Source organism: Mesorhizobium loti, assembly GCA_014189435.1.
Lineage (GTDB): Bacteria > Pseudomonadota > Alphaproteobacteria > Rhizobiales > Rhizobiaceae > Mesorhizobium > Mesorhizobium loti_G.
The window spans coordinates 5019056-5038989 of sequence record CP050293.1 but is presented as its reverse complement, the minus strand read 5'-3'; the positions used below and the strand labels follow the sequence as shown (position 1 = coordinate 5038989).

Sequence of the window (19934 nt, the reverse complement as noted above, 5' to 3'; positions counted from 1 at the left end):
GGGCGTGGGAAGACGACGCGAAGCATATGATCCTGACCGCTTCCTGCAACTGAGGGGCGATCATTTCCATTACTACCGGCGGGTGCCCAGAGAGGTCAGGGATGTCGACGAGCGTGGCGTGTTCGTGCGCCGCGCCCTCGACACCACCGACCGCATAAAGGCGCGCACCGCCAGAGATCTCAACGAGGCTGCTGACAATGCTTTGTGGGCGTCGTTGATGTTGGGTGAAAATCCACAGGCGGCGCGTACCCGATATCGCCAGGCCATCAAGCGCGCCGAGTCTCTGGGATTCGTCTATAGACCGCTCGCCGAGATCCTGGTCGCCGAGCCCCTCGATACCATCCTGCAGCGGGTAGAGAGCACGATAGGCGAGCCTGCCAAATCACCATCTGTCGACGCGGTCGGCGGCGCGGTCGCCCGCCCTGACGACAAGATATCGGAAGCGCTGGAGCTATATTTCAACGAGATTGCCCGCGACGAAATCCGCACAAAAAGTCCTGACCAGAAGAAGCGCTGGAAGGCAAAGCGCGAAATGAGCGTCGATGTCTTCATCGGCCTGGTCGCCGACAAGCCAATGAGCGAGATCACGCGCGATGACGCGCGAGCCGTGCATAGATATTGGCTGGACCGTGTTGCGCCCGACAAAGGGCGACCGGACCGTTCAGCGTCGACAGGCAACCGAAACATGGGCAACCTTCGAACCCTCTACGCCGACTACTTTCGCCATCTCGGTTTCCCCGAACAGAAGAACCCGTTCGCAGATCTGTCATTCACCGACAAGTCGAAACGCAGTCGGCCGCCGTTCCCAACCGACTGGATTCGCGACAGGATCTTTGCGCCTGGCGCGCTTTCGGCACTCAATGATGAGGCACGAGGAATCGTGCTTGCCTTCGCTGAGACAGGCGCCCGGCCGAGCGAACTCGCGAACCTGCACGCCGGTGTCATCCATGTTGACCATGAGGTGCCGCACATTTCGGTCGAGCCGCGCGACGATCCCGACGATCCACGAGAGATCAAGACCGCCTCGTCGGTGCGCAAAGTGCCGCTGGTCGGCGTGGCGCTTGAGGTGTTCAAAAAGCATCCTAAGGGCTTCCCACGGTACAAGGATCGCGAGGCGTCGCTGTCAGCCCTGCTGAACAAGCACTTCAAGAGCTACAATTTGTTTCCGACGGACAATCACACCGTCTATTCGCTGCGCCATTCATTCGAAGACCGCATGAAGAACGGTAGGCTGGACGAGGAGCTTCGGCGCATGCTGATGGGCCACACGATCGACCGCCCGAAATACGGCGAGGGCGGCGACATGAAGATGTGGCAAGAGGAACTTATGAAGATCGTGTTGCCGTTCAATCCTGGGATCGTATGACACGCTGGCGCACTGCGGCGAGGCGTTCCTCCTTCGCTCCATGATCCTGCAGGGCGCGTTCCAAATGGTCGTATAGCGGGAGCCATGCCTCACCATGGTCACCTCGCGCAACGATGATCTCGGCGACGCGGTCGAGCGCTCGCTCAATCCGCTGTGCTGTGACTGGTCGAGGCGTGGGCGAGCATCGCTTCACGGCTTCGCCCTTCTGCAGGGCCAGGAATGTAGCATCCCCTATTCGTAGGCGGACGTTCCTGGTGCAGTGAAGGGCCGGCGTTCGGCTCGGGCTTTAACGGCGGCTGCGGCGTGCAGATGGGAAAGTCTCTCGGCCCGGCCGGGGTTAGTAGCGGGAGACCGCTACGTCGCAAGACCCACTATTGAAGAGGCATTCTTTTGCTATCGGCGGCACGCTGCTTAGTCTAGGTGCTGAGCGACGGCTTTGCGCCGAATTTCGGACCTATTGTCGACTGATGCCAAAGCCCAAGTGCGGAAATTATCGAGAGACAATCGCGATTGCCTCAAAAGCGGGCGCGGCTAATCGACAAACAGTTGCACAGATGGACAATGCTAGGTCATCAAAGCCGGATCAAAGGGGCATTTTGTCAGCTTCTCAAAACCGCTGCTCGTAATCAAAACCTGCTCCTCGAGCTTCACGCCTTCAAACGTGAAGACAATTCCGGCGTCCACAAACGCTTGGCGGATCGCCGCGATGTTGTGGGGACGCGGTTTCCGAATGCCTTTCTCGAGAACACTATCGTCATTTCGCTAAGGTTGGCCTTTGAGGCAAGGCGAACTCGCGACCAGTTCAGTAGGGCGCGTGCTGCTTTTGATTGATCGGCTGAGAGTAGGTTTCGGCTGTCCATAGACCACGAACATTCAGCTTGGCTAAAATGTTCCCTCGATTTTGCGAATGGTACGCAAATTCACCAACTCGACAGGCGACAACCAGCCGAGCTAGCCGCATCATTTCCCTGGTCGCGCATCACGATTCCGATGGAACATAAGCTGCGGCTTGAGCTTAGTCACGAATGAGCGAGCGCGGAATTAACTTCCTGGACCGATGGCTGGCCAACAACGTCCCCGAGACAACGAAGGCTGATGTCATCTCGGTTGACGAACTCACGCACAAGCTGATCGCCGATGCAAAGGCGCTGGGGATCAAACGCAGTGAGATCGACGAGGAGGTGGAGAGCCTCTATCGCACGATCCTCGACGCGATTGTGCATTACGATCCAGGCTTGCCCGAATAACCACCCCTACCGAAGCACACAAAAGCCCCGGCGCAGGGTGAATCGCCGGGGCCTTAGCCATGTACGAGCTACTTGTCATGTCCGCTCATTAAGATGCGCTAATGTGCTCAAGAATGAGTAAATCCGCTCCGCAACCTGTAGCTGGTGGCAGTCGAGTGAAAGTCAGGAATATAATCCTCCCGTTGCGGCGATCCCCTCAAACGGAGTTCGTCACTATGGCTAGGACCAAAACCGCCAAACAGCTTTCGCAGGCAGAAATCGACCGCTTCATGATCGAGGCGGAGCGGCTTCACAAGAGCATCGTCCAGCCGCTGCTATCCCCAAGCTGCGAGCATTATCGATCGCTCCAGGCAGTGCATAAGGTGCTGCTGAAATCGATCAAAGAAATCACCGGCAGGGATGCATCATTCATCAGGTGGAACCTGACAGGGCCGGCGCGGGCTGGAACATAAGGGCGCCCTGATAGTTTTCATGGCGGCAGAGGTTCCAACGCCTCGGCAAGTCCCGCGATCCCTAGGGGCGCCCGCTGCTGCCGTGAATGGGGCAGCGGGATTGCCGGCATGATCGCCTTGACGGAACATTAGCCATCTCTGAAGATTGATGCATGCGGCAGGTGGTGCCCTCCTGCCGAAGATCGGGCCTCCGATCCGCCCGCGCACCTCTGGCCGAGAGCGCGGGCTTTTCAATCGTCAGGGGATTAGATGACCGACAAGCCGGCCACAACCTACATCGTCTCGGTTTTCGAGAAGCCGCATTGGCGTACGATGCTGACCACGAAGGACAAGACTAAGGCGCTGGCCATGGCAAAGGAGATCGGCGACAAGGTGCGGGTCGAGGAGATGACGCCGAAGCCTAAGAGGCGCTAGACGGCTCTCGATGCCGCTGCAATCGGCGACATAAACTATGGTACCTGGGCGAGCTTTGAAGGTCTCGGGCTGCATGGGTGAACAGGAGCACGACAAACAGAACGACCACTGCAGACGCAAACCCGGTAACAAGAGCCATACAGGTCAACGTCACTGGCGCCGGGAAGTTCCCAGGCACGGATAAATGGCCGGCGCCAGGGGTGGGAGCTGTTGAGCTGTGCGGCGCCGGCCAAGCGGACAATCAGGTCCGCCGCAAGCAGATGCTAATATACCGAACGCGATTATACCGAAGGCGATCCCTGGCCATGGTGTGATCGCGGAAGTGAGTTTCTGGTAGCCTTGTCGCGCAGGTACATGGTCAGGATTTTCTCGACCATCGACGACACCGACCGCATGTCGTCCTTTGGCGAGGCCAAAGGCAGAGGGCTTTTCATATCGGTTGGTCAAGTCTACACCATCGGTCGGGCGAAAAACGCTGGTGGGGCGCCATGAAACCGATCGCGATTGCAATTCCGTTACTCTTGCTCGTGGTGCAGGCTCAAGCGCAAGAGCGCAGGGATATCGCCGGCCTGAGTTGCGCCGAAGTTCAGGCACTACTGAAGCAGGACGGCACCACCGTCATTCGCTACCGCTCCATATTCAACCTCAGCCTGACGCGCCACGACCTCTATGTCAGCGGGCAGAAGCAATGCCGTCCTGGCGAGGTGGCTACTGGCGCAGGCGTGCCGACGACCGACACAGATTATTGCCCGGTCCATAAATGCATTGCGAGCGATCTCTTCGTGGCAAGGTAGCCGGCCAGGTCGAGCCAATGATCGCCGAAAGGTAGCCGGGCTTTTCTTTGACAAATTAGCTGCTAAGGCGCCAACGGCGGCTATGTAGAGGGTGACCATGTCACTGCGAATTGGTCTGGTAGCATTTGACCTAAATGTCGTTGGAAAAATCAGAGATCGCGTGCTGCTTGAGTTCCGCCCCGTTCCAGCGAACCCCTCCCATTCCCCGACGGCCAGCATCGCGCCAGTTGAGCCCCAACGCAAGCGTGCTCCCCGGAAGGGAGCGGCTTGACGAAGTCGGCGAATAAGCGGATTTTGATCGCGGGTTTGAACACCCTGACCGCGATACACAGAACACCACGATTGGCGTCGTAGGATCTGCTGAGGCGCGTTCAGTGGCCTTGGCGGGCTGCTGGGGCGCGCATAGAGCCGCCTTAGCGGGCGACTGAACTTCGGCCACGTTATAGCGGCCGGGGGCAGATCGTCAATGTCCAGGGCGCAAGCCTGAAGGCGTTCTGACTGGTCTCGCGGCCAGTGTTCAACCCCCGGCTTCGGCGCCGTCCGCCGATGATGGAAGATGGACAGAAACTGTCCGCCGGCTTTGAACAGCCGGTTCGAACCGCGAGACCAATGACCTACATCACCATAGCAATGCTGCTTGCCGCAGCGGGCCTCCGCACGCGCCTTGGGCGCCTCTTGCCTGGCGCACCAGCTCCTCCGCGCCTCCAACGTGCTCCACGAGGCCGGCAGCCGCGCTCTTGACCATGTGAAGCGGGAGGCGGGGCAATAAGCGACCTCGATCTCACCAAAAAGGGCGAAGCCTATGTCGCGGCATCGCTGGCCGCCGATCCCGAAACCTTGCTTGTCCCGCTGACCAACCGGAAGGCCATCGCGGACTCGATCGAGCGGCTGATCAATATGCTCGATGCGATGTCGCCAGATGTCGACCTCGAGGACGGCGCCGACGACGAACCCGATAGCGATGGCGAGCCCTATCTTGGCTGGACTATGCGAGGCCCAGAGGCAGGCGGCATAAACGACGACTGCGAGCTCGACAAAGCTGACGACGAAGACAGCGACCCGGCCGAGTGCAGCGACCCGCTGGAGCCTTCCCTGTGTGGCACTGCCATCTACAACCCGACGACAGGCGGGATGGAAACCGACCTCGAAGGGGATGGCGCCGGCTTCGGGTCAAGGGCTGATGACGAAGACGAACTCGGCTGGACGGAGCATATCGACCAGCGAAAGGCCCGCATTGTCGAGACTGGCACTTGGAACACGCCAGACGGCGAGCCTGATCTCGGCTGGACCGGTCATGGGCGCGGGTGCACTACGGACGAGCCGCGAGACGATCGGGAAGGCGACGACGAGCGCGAAGCCATCGACGCGCGCGAGCAGCCCGACACCGCCGACTGAAAAAGCTGCAAACTTGCAGGATTGGCCCGCTGCCTCACGGTGGCGGGCTCTTCTATTCTTTGTGTTGAACGATGTAGCTATTGCTGATGGCTTTGTTCCCAACGCCCCGCGTGACAACCACGGTGGTGTACCCGGCGGGTAGTGAACCGGTGACAGTCTCGTCGACAGGATGGCATCGTCCGACGACTTCCCCGTTTGGCGCACCTGCGAGCCTGTCTTTCAGAGCTGCCCGACACACGTCTAGCGACGCATATGTGGTCGGCGCGGCCTCAATGGGCTTGCAAACGGCAGCCTCGCCTGGGCTGCAAGAGAGTAAAAGCAATACTGCTGCGGTTGCCGGGTCCATTGTCGAAGCTCCGCTGAGACCAGCCTCAACGCGGAACGACGGCCTTTGTTGCACAGGCAGCCCCGGCCGCGACCCGCTGCCGAGAGGTGGCGGGCGTCGATCAGGACTTTCCCGAGAGTGCAGGGTTCCTATCAGCAACCGATTGCATGATATTTTTGAATTCTTGGGACAGGTTCCCGCCATTGCGCCTGTTCTTGTTCACGCGTGTGGCATCCATTTCATCGGCCAAGATGACCAATGCCCTGTCGGCCATCGCGAGCGCTTTCGGCTTTTGTGCTTCCTCGACCATGTTGACGAGGTCACGAATGATCGCCTCAAGCTCATTAGCCAGCGGCGACAGCTTCGTTGAGTTCATTCCGATCGGTGGTCGCTTGCTCGTCATAAACCTTCCCTTCCCATGTCGCGTTCATGTCGCACGGACCTGCCGATAGTCGCAGGAAACCCTTGGAAATCAACGGTAGTGGTTTGCAACATGGTGCGACATGGAGACAGCAACAGAGGCGCGCTTTTGCAAACGCACTGAGAGCGCTTCACTCTTCAACATCTTCCACGACCTCGTTCTCGATCTCGACGGCGACGGCGTGGAACTTTCGCCGCTCGCCGGCTCCACTGTCCATTTCGACTATGACGGCGACGGCTTCGCCGAGCGGACCGGCTGGGTCTCGGCGGATGACGGTATCCTGGTTGTCGATGCCAATAGAAACGGCGTCGTCGACGGCGTCTCCGAGCTCTTCGGCTCGTCCACGCAGGACGGCTTTGCCGTTCTGGAAACCTTCGATACCAATGGCGACGGCAAGATCGATGCGTCCGATGCGGTGTTCAGCACGCTCAGGGTCTGGCAGGATCTCGACCAGGATGGTGTGTCAGACGCCGGCGAGATGATGACGCTTGAGCCTCACCCGATTGAGGCAGTTGGCGGGGCGGAAATGCCGCATGAGGCCTATTGTCGTTAGCCTCCGACCTGACCGGACCACGATATCGCCTAGGCGGCGCCGCGCCTATCAAGTCGCGTATGGGAGGTTGCTCAACTGGACGCTCGTCAACGTCGACCGCCTTTCGGCTGAGCCAAGCCGGCAGAATCTCTCTCAGCACGGATTTGAGATATTTGACCATTGGTTAGTGTGGCGCGGTTGCGTTCACTTCAGCCAGCTTTGCAACTGCTCGCTCGACCCGTTCGGCCGCACTGTCGGTTTCGTTGAAGCTCAGCAACAACTCGTGCTGCAACAGTGCGAGCCTGGCCGCGCGGTAGATAGGACCGCTTCGAGCAATCTCGGGGTTGAACTGAAAAGTAGGGGGTCATGGTGCCGAATCCTTCAGCCGATCGACCCGGCTCCGTCCTCAGAGCCGGGTCCGGGATCGGAGATCAGTAGTCGCTGTTCTGGATGACGACGTGGCGATGGCGATGCATGGGGCGATCATCGGAGCGCCTGATGACAATAGTGTCGGAGCGGTGCTTCCGGTGCCAATTACGCTTTCCGTTGTCGTAAAAAGCTTCCGTGCCATGCTTGCGGTGATGGAGGCGCTGCCCGTCCTCGTTGATGACGGCCACCCGGTTATTATGGTGACGGTGCTGCTTGTTGGTCGTGATGACGATCGAGTCCGCCGAAGCCACGGCAGGGGCGGCCAGGCAAAGGGCCAGCGCGCCCAGAATCAGGGTGGTTTTCATTATAAGTTCTCCGAGAAATTAAGATGCCCTTCGCCACCTAAACATCGCTGCAGGGCTTTGGTTCCTGCTCCGATCGAGCTGATTAGGGCGAAGGTAGCTACTTGCCGTCAGGGGTCCGGGTTCAAAATCCCGAGCCATGCCGGCCGGAAACCGCTGGGCATCAGAGTTGAGCTAAACCGCAAGAAATCGAGTTTTTCGTGTAATTTCTGCAGGTTTCCGCACGGTAAAAAAGCGGCTGTATCTCTTTCTGCGCATGGCATTGAGAGCGATTTTAGCGACAACCCCCCTTCCCAAAAACCAATCCATTGCGAAGGAAGCAGCCACGCGGTCCGAGGCTTTCTGCCGGTAGCTTTTCGGATGCCCCCCGTGCCTGGGAGCGGCGGAATGGCTAAGTCGCCGGGGACGATACGGTGGGAACGCTGGCGCGATCGGCAGCCCAAAGGCGAGATCATCGTCGATGTACCCGTCGACCATGCGCTCATCGATCTGATGCTCGACACTGGCACGATAGACGAGCGAAGCAGTCGCGACCGGAAGAAGCTTGCTGAAGTGATCCTGCGCCTGACCGCCAACGCGTTGGCCCCAAGCCTCTCCGCCAGAAGGAGAACTGCAGATGCTGGCCAGAACGCCGCGCAAGGACGACTTTTCTGAACTGCTTCGGATCCCGCCCAAGCCGGCGGCCCCGTGTGTCGAAGACATGAGCCCGCTGATCGGGTTGGTTCTGCTTCCGGCAATGAGGCTTTTCGGAAAAGCGCCTCACGCCAGTGTTTTTCGAGCGACAGACCTTGAACGGGCGCTAAGAGCCGCAGGCATCCGAATTATCACCGTTGAGTGGCATGCGGCGAGAGGCAGGGATTTTCGTCCACACATCGTGGCACGCGGGGAACCTTGACAATGGGCTTCGCTGCTGTTGCCGGTACCGCTCCGGCAGGGGACTGGAGCTTCCATTACATGGTGCACTCAAACCCCGCCGCAATGTTCACGTAATGCTTGCCTGCCAGCCTTTTTCAATGATGATGTCCGCCTTTCCAGATCACCCTTATGCAACTCGCAGAACCACGGGATTGCGGACTGGCGTGCATCTGCTGATCCGCATTGGGGGATTGCTGCTACTGACATCAGGATTGATCGCGCCGCGCGTAGTTGCGCAACCGAATGACGACAAGGCGAGGCCAGCTTTGGAGAAAGTCGATCGGCGTGTAGCAATTACCTTTGATGATCTCCCGTTCGTTCATGCCTCAGAGCCGGGGACGAGAAACGGCGTCGAAAATGCGATTACCGCCAACCGAGCGATCGTAGGCGCGCTGGATAAAAGCAGAATTCCGGCGATTGGTTTCGTGGTCGAGAATCGAGTTCGCTCTTTGGGTAAAGAGGGGGTTGAACTCCTGAAGATGTGGGCTTCGCGTGGATTCGAACTCGGAAATCACAGTTTCAGTCACGCAGACAGCAACGAGCTTGACGTTGCGCAGATGCGGAAAGAGATTCGAGATGGTGAAGCCACAATCCTACCTTTGGCGGACTCTGTCGGAAGACCAATACGTTTCTTTCGCTTTCCCTACAATCATGTGGGTGACAGCGATCAAAAACGGGAGGCATTCGAGCGCGTCCTTGCAGAGAGTGGATACGAGCTGGCTGCAACGACGATTGATAGCTCGGACTATCTGTTCGACGAGGCATACGAGCGCGCGCTGGAGCGCGAGGATTGGAGGATGCGTGAGCGTATCGAGGACGCCTATCTCGATTACAGCCGGCTCCAGATCGAACACTATGCGAACTTGAACCGCGATGTACTAGGCTACGAGCCGCCGGCAATCATGCTCTTGCATCTGAATCGGTTGAACGCAGCGACAATGGAGCGAATTCTTCAGATTTTTCGTGAGCAACGGTATCGCTTTGTAACCTTGGGTGAGGCGCAATCTGATCCAGCTTATGAGCGCCAACCTCGGTATTCTACCAAATTCGGACCCATGTGGGGTTATCGCTGGGCTCGTGAGCGGGGCGTCAAGATCGACGGAAGCAAGGAGCAGGAACCACCGGATTGGATATCTGATTATGCGAAGGAAATCACACCATGATCGACGGTTCGGCGCTGCCATCCGCAATTGCGGTACAGGTTCGGGGCGATTGCCAGAAGCTAGTGGCAATATGGAGGCGGGCCACCACAAGAACGGCATCATTTGGCCCGAACCGATCGCGCCGTTCGATCGCTGATCAAATGAAATCGGGCGACTCCGATTGCGATGCGGCCAGCGACAGGATCTACGCCGAGCTTCAGCGGACGCGATGTTTTTTTACGACAACACGGACAGCCGCGTCGGTGGAAGGTTCGCTCCGGCGGACCTGATCGGGCTGCCGTGGCAGGTGATCGCCGGCCCGCGCAGCCTCGGCGCCAACGAAGTCAAGATGAATAATCGCAAGACAGGCGAGCGTCGCACCGTGCCACTCGACAATGTGATCGGCGCCTTGGGAGCCGCCGCATGAGCGAAGCCGACTCGAAAAAGGGCGCGCGGCCGTTTCGGCCTTCGAGCGCATGGTCGCGTGGCGCTATCTGCGCTCCAAGCGCAAGGAAACCGCGATCTCGGTCATCTCGTTCATCGGCATCATGCTGGGTGTGGCTACACTGATCATCGTCATGGCGGTAATGAACGGCTTTCGCGCCGAACTCCTCGACCGCATCCTCGGCATCAACGGCCATCTGATCGTGCAGCCGATCGAGAGCGGTTTCGACGACTATGAGGAGATCGCCGCGCGCTTCAACGGCATTGCCGGCGTGAAGTACGCGATCCCGCTGATCGAAGGACAGGTGCTCGCGCGGGGCAAGGTGGGGAGCGGTTCCGGCGCGCTGGGGCGCGGTATACGCGGCGAGGATCTGTTGCGGCTGGATGTCGTCGAGAAGAACATACGTCATGGCACCATCCAGAATTTCGATGATAGTGAGGGCGTGGCCATCGGGCGGCGCATGGCCGAGAATCTCGGGCTTGTTCTCGGAGACACCCTCACCTTGATCTCTCCCGACGGGGACGTTACGCCGATGGGCACGACGCCGCGCATGAAGGGCTATCCGATCGTCGCGGTCTTCGAGGTCGGAATGTCGGAATACGATTCCTCGATCGTTTACATGCCGCTCGCCGAGGCGCAGCTCTATTTCAATCAAGAGGACCGGGCACAGACCATCGAGGTCTATGTCGACAATCCGGACAAGGTGGAAATGCTGCGACAGCCGATCGAGACGGCTGCGGAACGTCAAATCTACATGACCGACTGGCGCGAGCGCAACCAGACCTTCTTCTCCGCGCTTCAGGTCCAGCGCAACGTCATGTTCATGATCCTGACGCTGATCGTGCTGGTCGCCGCGCTCAACATCCTTTCGGGACTGTTCATGCTGGTCAAGGACAAGGGCACAGACATCGCGATCCTGCGCACGATGGGCGCGACGAGCGGCGCGGTCATGCGCATCTTCTTCATGACCGGGGCAGCGATCGGCGGCGTCGGCACGATCGCGGGCGTCGTGCTCGGCGTCATCGTGTGCATGAATGTCGAACTGATCCGCCAGTTCTTCTCGTGGCTGTCGGGGACGACGCTGTTCAATCCCGAGCTTTATTTCCTGAACCAGTTGCCTGCGCGCATGGACATCGCGGAAACCGTATCGGTCGTCCTGATGGCGCTGGTCCTCTCTTTCCTCGCGACGCTCTTTCCGGCCTGGCGCGCAGCCAGGCTCGATCCCGTCGATGCACTGAGGTACGAATGATGGGGACGAAGACAGTTCTGCTGGGGCGAATGCCAGAACTTGGTGGCCCTATGGAATTCTGTTACCAAGATTTCACGAACCTGTCGTTCTCCACACAGTTGAGGACAATTCATAGGCGCTTGAGCACTTCGATTTTGCGCTTGAGCGAACGCCACGGTAACCCCGGCCATCTTCAGCGTACAGAGGTGGCCGATGGAAAAGCGTACGATACTGCACATTGACTCAAGCGCCCGCGTTGCACGTTCGCACTCCCGCCGGCTCGGTAGACTATTTGTGGATACCTGGCTCGGCGAACGCGGTCAGGATGACGTAATCTACCGCGACGTCGGCACCAATCCGCCACCGTTCATGACCCAAGACTGGATCGCGGCCGCTTTCACCAGGCCCGAGGCGCGCACCGACGCCATGAATGCGACGCTCGCCTGTTCCGACGAACTCATCGACGAAGTCGAGAAAGCCGATGTGATTGTGCTTGGGGCGCCGATGTACAACTACAACATGCCAGCGGCCCTCAAGGCGTGGTTCGACCAGATCGCGCGGATCGGACGCACGTTCTCTTTTGATCTCGCGCGCGGTGACTTCCCGATCGAGCCAATCCTGCGCGGCAAGACATTGGTGGTCGTGTCTTCGCGCGGCGAGTTCGGATTCCAGGACGGCATCCGTCAGCACATGAATGCACTTGATCCCGGCATTGCGGCCTGTGCGCACTATCTTGGCGCTTCCGACATCCACACCATATCGGCGGAGTTTGAGGAGTTTGGCGGAGAGCGCCGCGCAAAATCCGTCGAGCAGGCCGAAGCGAAGGCAAGGACGCTGGCCAATTCGATCGCTTCCGGCCTCAAGGCGGCCGCCTGAAGCCGCCCAATGAGCCCGCCGTCCAAACGTGTTGCGGAGGCAATCCCCGCGTGGCTGCGGGCAGGATCAACCTTCGCCATTGCCAAGTCAGTGGCGAAAGTTGAGGAAATCATGCCAGCGCCTGACCAGGTAATTGTGCTCGTCCATCACCGCATTCCAGATCGCTATCCTTGATACGCGCTCCTGGTAGGCGCCACCCTCCCTGATGTGCCCCCGGCCAACGACGGGGTCTCCGAGAGGACCTGCCAGATCGTCCACGGCAGGCAGGCCGCCATACCAGTAGTCCCATTCTGCTGCCTTCAGGTGCCTGCGAACCAATTCAGGTGCCGAGAAGTAATAGCCATGACGGGCGACGACCGCGCCTGGCCAGCCGTCAAGCCACCAGTTCAGGTATTCATACGCCATGTCGAGCGCTGGCCCGGCGGCATGCCGCGATATCGACATGCCGCCAAACCAGCCGCGATATCCCTCCCTGGGCACAGCCGTCCTGATGTCGACGCCGCGCAGTGTCGGCAACACCAGCGCCGAGGACCAGATGCTGCCGATGCGGGCGCGGCCTCTTGCGAACAGCTCAGCTGATTGTGCCTGGGTCTCCCAGAAATGGGGAAAATGACCGCGCCGGCGCAACGATATGAGAATGCCCATCAGGCTGTCGATTTCCGCTATAGAGAGATTGCCGGGGTCACGGAACTGGACCAGGCCGGCGGCCTGGACGGCAAGTATGGCATCGATGGCGCCGATGGAGGCATTGCTCTGCAGTGTCGCGCGCTTCCAGGCCGGGTCGAGCAGCCATGACCAGCTCTCCGCGCCCATATCAGCGCCCTCCGGCAGCAGTTCGCGACGATAGCCGAAGCTGTCGGCGCAATGGCTCAGCGGCAGCATGCTGATCCGGTCGGCTGGCGTTTCAGAAAGGCGCCCGTCGTCCTGCACGTAAAGCAGCGTGTTCGGTCCGCCGCCCGGGACCGGCGGCAGGGCTGCGTCCGCCTTGCCGGTGAGAGCAAGCTCGCCGACATCACTCCACCTCTTGATCCGGCTGAGCTCGATCGGGCGGATGGAATGAGCTGTCCAGACAAATTCGAGATTGTGGAACCACTGATCGTAGACGTCGAAGCTCTCGGGCGCGACGACACCGACCTGATGGGCGATGTTGCCATCAAGCACCTTGCCCTCGACGGTGAAACCCAGATCGGCCTTCGCCTGCCGCAGGATGGGCTCCAGCACTGTGGATGCGGTCCCAAGCACCCGCAGGATACGTGGCTTGGTGAGGACAGCGGGACGGGAGAGTGGTTCGTGGGTGCGGAGCATGATCGGGTATCCTCGGGAGCGTTCCCCATACTGCAAAATACGACTATTGTTTACAAGTATCATTTTTTATGGGAACTTAGCTCCAGCGGAAACGGAGCAGGCTGATCGCTCCCGTTGCGACAGGTTCGATGCAGACCTCGGGTTTAGAAAGTCCAGAGCAGAAAAACGCGGGCGTCGCGCTGTACCGGCGTTGCGCCCTCCAAATTGCGTCCGCGATCAGAACCGGCGCGCTCGAACCCGGGCTCATCTTGCTGGAAGGTCCGATTTCATCCGTCTTCGAGACGAGCCGGGCCACTGTGCGCAAGGCAATGGGGACACTTGCCGATGACGGCCTCATCGAGCGTTTCGACGGGCGCGGATTTGCCGTCGCAGGCCGGCCTGACGGCTCGCCGCTGACAAAACGACGGCTGTCCGGGCAGGATTTCATGCTCGATGAAGCGATCAGGCCGGACGGCAAGCCGGCGGCGGACCAGATGATCGCCAGCGTCGAGGCCGCCATAATGGTCGCCATCGCCTTCGGCCATTACCGGGTTGACGAGCAGGGGCTAGCCGACAGTTTCAGCGTCAGCCGCCCGGTTGCCCGCGAAGTGCTGTGGCGCCTGCGCGAATCCGGTTTGGTCGAAAAAAACCTGCACTCATCATGGCTGGTGGGGCCGGTCACGGCACAGGCAATCGCACATGATCGCGAAGTGCGCATGCTGCTTGAGCCACACGTGCTCAAACAGTCAGCGCCACACCTGCGGCATGAAGAACTGGCGGCGATGCGCAAAGCCGTTTCGGGCGCAATGGTGATGGAGGGAAAGATACCCAGGGATGTCATCGAAGGCATCGAGCGGGATCTCCACGTCTCATGTCTGCGGCACTTCGACAACAAGCGCATGAGCCAGATACTGCATGGGTGCCGTCTGCCGATGATCGTGGACGCGCTGTTCGCGCAATTCATAGGAATCTATCGCGACGAATCGACCTTCGCCGAGCACCTGGAAATCATTGATAGGCTGCTGGCGGGGGCGTTCGAAGACGCGGCGGCTTCCCATGCGGCGCATCTTCACAACGAAGGCCGCCGTACGCTGGACCGGCTCAAAGTTCTTTCGGTCCTGCCGGAGCCCGAGGTGGCGCCATACCTGCAACGAATTGTCTGAACAGGAGATAGTCATGCGCAAGATTCCGCCTTTGAACGCCATCCGCGCATTCGAAGCCGCCGCCCGTAACCGCAGCTTCACGGCTGCGGCGTCGGAACTTTGCGTGACGGTGACCGCGATCTCGCACCAGATCCGCCACCTCGAGGAGCAGATCGGGCAGAAGCTGTTTGAGCGCACCCCGAGGGCCGTCACCCTGACCCTGCTTGGCGAGAGGCTTTATCCGATCTTGCGCGAGGGTTTCGACCGGTTCGCTGAAGCCTTCGAGGAACTGGAAGATAGGAGCCAGGGCGACACGCTGACCGTGACCACGACGCGCGCCTTCGCCGAGCGCTGGCTGATGCCAAGGCTCTCCCGCTTCACAAGATCGTTTCCGGGGCTGAGCGTGAATGTCGAGGGATCGGATGCGCTGATCGACCTGCGCACAGCCAATACCGACGTCGCGATCCGATACGGCATGCCGGCAGGCGACGAGCTTTCCTCGCTGCCACTTCTGACCGACGTCTATCACCCTGCGGTCGCCATCCCGGCCGATGGTTGTGCCTCGACCAGGATCGAGGATTACATGTCGCGCCCCTTGCTCGCCTATCAATGGCACAACAGGTCGATTGACTGTCCCAATTGGGTGAAGTGGCTGAGCGCCGCCGGCAAGGCTGGCGCGGAGGACTACCGGCTGTCCTGGATCAACGACGAAAGTCTGGCGCTGCACGCCATGGAACGCGGCTTCGGGCCACTTCTGTGCTCCAGCGTGATGGTCGCGGAAGGCATCGAAAGCGGTCGGCTCGCGCGGATCGATGGTCCCGACCTGAACGGTTTCAGTTACCGCGTCGCCTTCGTTCCGACACGCAGGACCAAGCGCACCATTGGACGGTTCACCGATTGGCTGCGTAGCGAAGCATCCGACTTCGGCAACACCTACAGGGGACTTGCCGCCTGACCGCGATCGGTCATCAACGCGACCGGCCCGTCATAGTAAGGCAGGTTCTCCACGCGCACATGGCCACCACCACGCCGGAAGGCATCTACATGCGCGACGATTTCGGCGAGCGGTGCGAACCAGACATTGTGGCTGGCAAGAATCCTTTCGAGAAATTTTTCCACCAGCCGCCATCGCGCAAGCCGGCCTGTCAGGAAAGGATGCCAGACCGGCATCCACAAGCCCCCGGCCTCATAGTGCGCCTCGAACTCCTCGAAGAAGGCCGATAGGCCAATCGAAGGGGAGCGCACGGGCATCATATAGCCGATCTCCTGGAAATGCGCGAAGGCCGGCCAGTCATCGTTGCCCCAGTGCGGCGGTACTTCAAACAGTTCTCCGGCCGGGGTTTTCATCAGGTAGGGAATGTCGTCGGCCATCAGTGAGGAATCGTAGCTGAAACCATGTTCGACAAGCAGGTCCACGGTTCCCTGGGTCACATTGTAGACAGGTGCCCGATAGCCCGTGGGTTTCCTGCCTGTCATGCGCTGATGCACCTGCAGCGCCTGTTCGAACCAGTGGCGCTGTTCGGGTTGCGCGATGGTTGTTGGGTCTTCATGCAGGAACCCGTGATGGCCGATCTCGTGACCGTCGCGCAGGATTGCTTCCACCGCGTCCGGGTACTGTTGCATCGTCCAGGCGGGTATGAAGAACGACTGTTTCAGCCCGAGGCGCCGATAGGTTTCCAGGATGCGCGGCACCGCCACCGTCGGGCCGTAGCGGCCCATGGTGATGGGATAGAGCCGGTTGAAACCGTCGCGCGGCTTGGCGATGTGGATCAGGCTGTCGGCGTCCATGTCGAACGATATCGAACATGCGCATCGGGCCCCGTTTGGCCAGGCGATAGGGTTGAGGATCATCCGATCATTCCCCTTCGCCGACAATGAACGCTAGGCTTTGCGGCATCTGGTCGGCGCCGTTGATCGGGACCATGTCCTGCGGGCACGCCGACATGACCGCGACGACGTCGATCTCTGCGCGGAGCACGAACCGGTCGCCGCTGGATGTGACCGGCGCCAGCCAGGAGATCGAGCCATCGGGCGCGACGGGCGTGTTCATCCAGATGTTGAGGGGCGCCGGCACCGTGGCCGGCTGGCGGCCAACAGCCTGCAGTGCCTGCTTGAAATTGTCCGTGCAGTTGTCGTGGTAGCCTTGCGCGCCCAATTGGCGATAGCGATGGACGTCGCAAGCGGCGACGACCGTGTCGTGGACGCCTGGCGAGGTGTCCTCGATCACGGTCATCAATGGCCGGCGGGCATTGCTCACCAGTGCGCTTTTCTCGCGCAACCCGATTCCGCTCGCGACCGCATGCTGGTGCGGCATCGACGAGAATTCGTTGAGGTCAGCCGCGTTGAAGGCCCAGAAATCGCACACCTGCGAGCCATGGGTGTTGATGATGGTGAGCGACTGGCCAGCACCGACCACGACGGCGCGGCCCTCCCGGGCGGGAATTTCATAAAGGTGTCCGAGGATCGGGATGCCGTTTTCGGATACCCTGGCGGATGAACTGCCATTTCGGCCGTCAGGGATGCTGGGTTCGCTCATTGCCCGGGATGTCGCCATGATTGTTCTCCTTCGATGGCAATCATCCTTGCCATTGCGGAGACCCTCGCACGAATGGGATATTCTCAACCGCTGTTACGAAAAACTGTCGGCGCCATGGACACGTAACACCAGCCGCCCGGCCGCCAGGACCGCATCGTCAAAGCCGGTTGCCCCGGTCAGCAGCACCGATGTCGGCAGCCCTTGCGGGTCGGTTCCAGAGGCCACGGCCAGTCCTGGCATGTCGAGAAAACTGCCAATCATCGTCATCGACAACGTACGCAGATTGAGTCTGGCGAAGAGTTCGTCATTGCTGGCCAGCGGAGCCAGTAGCGGGGCAACATGTGGGACGGTCGGCAGGATCAGGATGGCGCCGTCAAGTTCGTGGCGCAGTGCGCGGATCAATCCGGTCCGGATTCGCCGCAAGGCAATCATGTTCTCCACCGGGGTCGCAGCCGCGATATCGAGGCGGGCTACGACACGCGGGTCGATAAGCGCACGTTCATTCGATGCCAGCAGACCCCGATGAAGCGTCGCCGCCTCGACGCCGCCGGGCCATCCAAATTTGCCGATGGCGGCCCTGGCGCGGCCGATCGACGGCATCACGCGCGGTTCGACAAGCCCGCCGCCGGATCGCAGCAGGCCGGCGAACGCCAGCAGATTTTGGCCAACCGCAGGCTCGAGCTCGGGATCATCGAGCATGCTCCGCTCAATGATGAAGCGGCGCGGCGCGGCGGTGTTGGCAGGTGCCACGCCGCGCATCAGGGCGTCCATCACAACGCAGTCCTCGGCGTTTTTCGCCAACAAGCCGGCGGTGTCAAAACTCGCCGCCAGCGGATAAACCCCACGCATGTCATATCGTCCCCGCGAGGGGCGAAAGCCGGCGATGCCGTTGAAAGCGGCCGGCACCCGGACCGAGCCGGCCGTGTCCGTCCCGAGCGCGACGGGCACGATTCCACGCTGGACCGCGATGGCTGATCCCGAAGAGGAGCCGCCGGGGACGCGGTCTTCCCGCCCCGACGCGGTGGGGGTGCCAAAGTGAGGATTGAGGCCGAGGCCGGAAAACGCGAACTCGCTGAGATTGGTCTTGCCGATGGGGATCATGCCGAGCTTGCGCAGGTTGGCGACGATGGCGCTGTCGCGCGGCGCGGTGGGCACAGCCAGTCTTGTCCGTGAGCCGGCGGAGGTAACCGAGCCCGCGACGTCGAACAGATCCTTGACGGCGAAGGGGATGCCGTCGAAATCGCTGAGCGCCACGCCTGCCGACCTTCGGCGCGTAGCGGCCGCGGCTTCGGCCAGTGCGGCTTCCTCCATCAAGCTTATGAATACGCCGGTCGACGCCTTGGCCTTGTCCAGTGCCGCGCCCACGAGCCTGTCCGGTGTCTCGATATGTTCGATCAGCAGCCGTGCCTGTCCGGCCAACGTCCCAGTATCCATGTCGTCACCTCCGCATCGTGACTTGTGGCGGGGCTTGCAGCCGATGCCAGTGACAAGACCTCAAGGGGGCTTGAGCGCAATCTCCCGCCCCCTCCGTTCAACCCCTCTTGAGAACTGCTCACTTGAGCGACTGGCACGCCGCACGATTAGTAGCCGGCGTGCGGAAGCGTCAATCGCCGGACCGCCTGGGAGGGAGAACCTGATGAAAATCACGAGACGCGGATTGCTTGCCACCGTGGCCCTGGCGGCGCCGGCGCTGTTGCTGGCACGCACCGGCTTCGCGGCCAGCGGCACCTTGAAGGCGGCGATTGTCATGCCGGGTGCCATTACCGACCACGGCTGGAGCCAGTCGGGTTACGAGGCGATGGGGTTCGCCACCGAAAAACTCGGTATCGAGACGGCTTACAGCGAGAAGGTAACGCAACCGGACCACGTCGAGGTTCTCTCGGACTACGCGCGGCGCGGCTTCACCCACGTGATCGGGCACGGCGGAGAGTTCCAGGATGCGATCGACCGCGTGGCCGCCCGGTTCACCGATACCCGCTTCATTGTCACCAATGGGCTTCATGCCGCCGATAACGTCAGCACGGCCGATTTCTATTTCAGCCAACCAGCCTATGTGCTGGGCTTTCTTGCCGGGCGCCTGTCGAAGTCCGGCAAGGTCGGCCTGATCCAGGCGCAGAAGTTCAAGTTCACCAACGACACGCTGGCTGGCTTCGAGGCAGGATTCAAGACCGCGCGGCCTGATGGCGCGGTGTTCGCCACCTGGACCGGCGACTGGGACGATGTCGCCAAAGGCAAGGAGGCGGCACTGAACCAGATCGCGCAGGGCGCGGATATCATATGGCCGACAATGGACAGCGCCACGCAGGGCGCCCTGCAGGCCGTCCGCGAGAAGGGCGTGAAGGCGTTCGGCCTCTACTACGACGCCATCACGAAATGGCCCGATATCATGCTGCAGTCGTCAATCCTTGATGTGAAGTCGCTGATCGTGGCGTTGCTGACAACAGCCAGGGATGAAGGGCTGACGGGCAAGAATTACAGGTACGATTTCAACAGTCCCGATGTAGTGCGGCTGGGAACGTTCGCATCCGAGATTCCCGCCGACACCGCCGCCGAGGTTGCAACCCTGATGTCGAGGATCAAGTCCGGGCAACTTGTCATCGAACCGGCCTAAGCGCCGCGATCGCGGCCACGCCGGCCCTTCGGGCCGTGCCTGGCTTTGCGCGAATGTCGCGCCGGCACCGGTGGGTAA

General features: G+C 60.6%; 19 protein-coding genes and 3 pseudogenes. 15 read left to right on the top strand and 7 right to left on the bottom strand.

Annotated elements, in window-relative coordinates:
- The first annotated feature begins 4 nt into the window (after positions 1-4).
- Both HB777_24270 and HB777_24265 read left to right on the top strand, forming a co-directional pair.
- Positions 5-1366 (top strand): integrase, encoded by a 1362-nt coding sequence (locus tag HB777_24270; protein ID QND66713.1) that lies wholly within the window; start codon positions 5-7, stop codon positions 1364-1366.
- Positions 1367-1460: 94 nt separating this feature from the next.
- Positions 1461-1607, top strand: a complete 147-nt coding sequence (locus tag HB777_24265) for a hypothetical protein (GenBank protein ID QND66712.1) — start codon at positions 1461-1463, stop codon at positions 1605-1607.
- Positions 1608-1930: 323 nt separating this feature from the next.
- On the opposite strand, the pseudogene HB777_24260 reads toward HB777_24265, so the two are convergent.
- Positions 1931-2017 (bottom strand): annotated as a pseudogene (locus HB777_24260) (aminopeptidase P family protein).
- A 374-nt stretch (positions 2018-2391) separates the two neighbouring features.
- Here HB777_24260 and HB777_24255 point away from each other — a divergent pair.
- The 5 genes and pseudogenes from HB777_24255 to HB777_24235 all read left to right on the top strand — a co-directional run bounded on the left by HB777_24255 (position 2392) and on the right by HB777_24235 (position 5332).
- Positions 2392-2613, top strand: coding sequence for a DUF768 domain-containing protein (locus tag HB777_24255; protein ID QND66711.1), 222 nt, complete (start codon positions 2392-2394; stop codon positions 2611-2613).
- Between the two features lie 215 nt (positions 2614-2828).
- Complete coding sequence (locus HB777_24250; GenBank protein QND66710.1) at positions 2829-3065, top strand: hypothetical protein; 237 nt, start codon at positions 2829-2831, stop codon at positions 3063-3065.
- Between the two features lie 249 nt (positions 3066-3314).
- Positions 3315-3479 (top strand): hypothetical protein, encoded by a 165-nt coding sequence (locus tag HB777_24245; GenBank protein ID QND66709.1) that lies wholly within the window; start codon positions 3315-3317, stop codon positions 3477-3479.
- A 488-nt stretch (positions 3480-3967) separates the two neighbouring features.
- Positions 3968-4273 carry a hypothetical protein gene (locus HB777_24240; protein QND66708.1) on the top strand — a complete coding sequence of 102 codons (306 nt, stop codon included), beginning with the start codon at positions 3968-3970 and terminating at the stop codon, positions 4271-4273.
- 816 nt (positions 4274-5089) lie between these two features.
- Positions 5090-5332: pseudogene (locus HB777_24235) on the top strand (hypothetical protein).
- A 782-nt stretch (positions 5333-6114) separates the two neighbouring features.
- Here the strand turns inward: HB777_24235 and HB777_24230 are convergent.
- Positions 6115-6396, bottom strand: a complete 282-nt coding sequence (locus HB777_24230; GenBank protein ID QND66707.1) for a hypothetical protein — start codon at positions 6394-6396, stop codon at positions 6115-6117.
- A gap of 100 nt (positions 6397-6496) precedes the next feature.
- Between HB777_24230 and HB777_24225 the strand changes: the two genes are divergently transcribed.
- Complete coding sequence (locus HB777_24225; GenBank protein QND66706.1) at positions 6497-6967, top strand: hypothetical protein; 471 nt, start codon at positions 6497-6499, stop codon at positions 6965-6967.
- Positions 6968-7377: 410 nt separating this feature from the next.
- Here HB777_24225 and HB777_24220 read toward each other — a convergent pair whose 3' ends face one another.
- On the bottom strand, positions 7378-7680 hold the full coding sequence (locus HB777_24220) for a hypothetical protein (GenBank protein ID QND66705.1): 303 nt from the start codon (positions 7678-7680) through the stop codon (positions 7378-7380).
- A gap of 384 nt (positions 7681-8064) precedes the next feature.
- Between HB777_24220 and HB777_24215 the strand changes: the two genes are divergently transcribed.
- The 4 genes and pseudogenes from HB777_24215 to HB777_24200 all read left to right on the top strand — a co-directional run bounded on the left by HB777_24215 (position 8065) and on the right by HB777_24200 (position 12283).
- On the top strand, positions 8065-8331 hold the full coding sequence (locus tag HB777_24215; GenBank protein QND66704.1) for a hypothetical protein: 267 nt from the start codon (positions 8065-8067) through the stop codon (positions 8329-8331).
- A 1278-nt stretch (positions 8332-9609) separates the two neighbouring features.
- Positions 9610-10161, top strand: a pseudogene (locus HB777_24210) (hypothetical protein).
- Positions 10162-10210: 49 nt separating this feature from the next.
- Entirely contained in the window at positions 10211-11428 is a 1218-nt protein-coding gene (locus tag HB777_24205; protein QND66703.1) for a lipoprotein-releasing ABC transporter permease subunit, read from the top strand.
- Between the two features lie 192 nt (positions 11429-11620).
- Positions 11621-12283: an FMN-dependent NADH-azoreductase gene (locus HB777_24200; protein QND66702.1), complete on the top strand. Its 663-nt coding sequence runs from the start codon at positions 11621-11623 to the stop codon at positions 12281-12283.
- An 87-nt stretch (positions 12284-12370) separates the two neighbouring features.
- Here HB777_24200 and HB777_24195 read toward each other — a convergent pair whose 3' ends face one another.
- On the bottom strand, positions 12371-13588 hold the full coding sequence (locus tag HB777_24195; GenBank protein QND66701.1) for an extracellular solute-binding protein: 1218 nt from the start codon (positions 13586-13588) through the stop codon (positions 12371-12373).
- Between the two features lie 128 nt (positions 13589-13716).
- On the opposite strand from HB777_24195, the gene HB777_24190 reads away from it, so the two are divergent.
- Entirely contained in the window at positions 13717-14730 is a 1014-nt protein-coding gene (locus tag HB777_24190) for a GntR family transcriptional regulator (GenBank protein ID QND66700.1), read from the top strand.
- 13 nt (positions 14731-14743) lie between these two features.
- On the top strand, positions 14744-15664 hold the full coding sequence (locus HB777_24185) for a LysR family transcriptional regulator (protein QND66699.1): 921 nt from the start codon (positions 14744-14746) through the stop codon (positions 15662-15664).
- Here the strand turns inward: HB777_24185 and HB777_24180 are convergent.
- The 3 genes from HB777_24180 to HB777_24170 form a co-directional block, all read right to left on the bottom strand.
- Positions 15643-16560: a polysaccharide deacetylase gene (locus tag HB777_24180; GenBank protein QND66698.1), complete on the bottom strand. Its 918-nt coding sequence runs from the start codon at positions 16558-16560 to the stop codon at positions 15643-15645. The genes HB777_24185 and HB777_24180 overlap by 22 nt on opposite strands.
- Before the next feature lie 4 nt (positions 16561-16564).
- A complete protein-coding gene (locus tag HB777_24175) occupies positions 16565-17263 on the bottom strand; it encodes an urea carboxylase-associated family protein (GenBank protein QND66697.1) in 699 nt (232 codons plus the stop codon).
- Positions 17264-17338: 75 nt separating this feature from the next.
- A complete protein-coding gene (locus tag HB777_24170) occupies positions 17339-18679 on the bottom strand; it encodes a glutamyl-tRNA amidotransferase (protein QND66696.1) in 1341 nt (446 codons plus the stop codon).
- 202 nt (positions 18680-18881) lie between these two features.
- On the opposite strand from HB777_24170, the gene HB777_24165 reads away from it, so the two are divergent.
- Positions 18882-19856 carry a BMP family ABC transporter substrate-binding protein gene (locus tag HB777_24165; protein QND66695.1) on the top strand — a complete coding sequence of 325 codons (975 nt, stop codon included), beginning with the start codon at positions 18882-18884 and terminating at the stop codon, positions 19854-19856.
- Positions 19857-19934 lie beyond the last annotated feature (78 nt).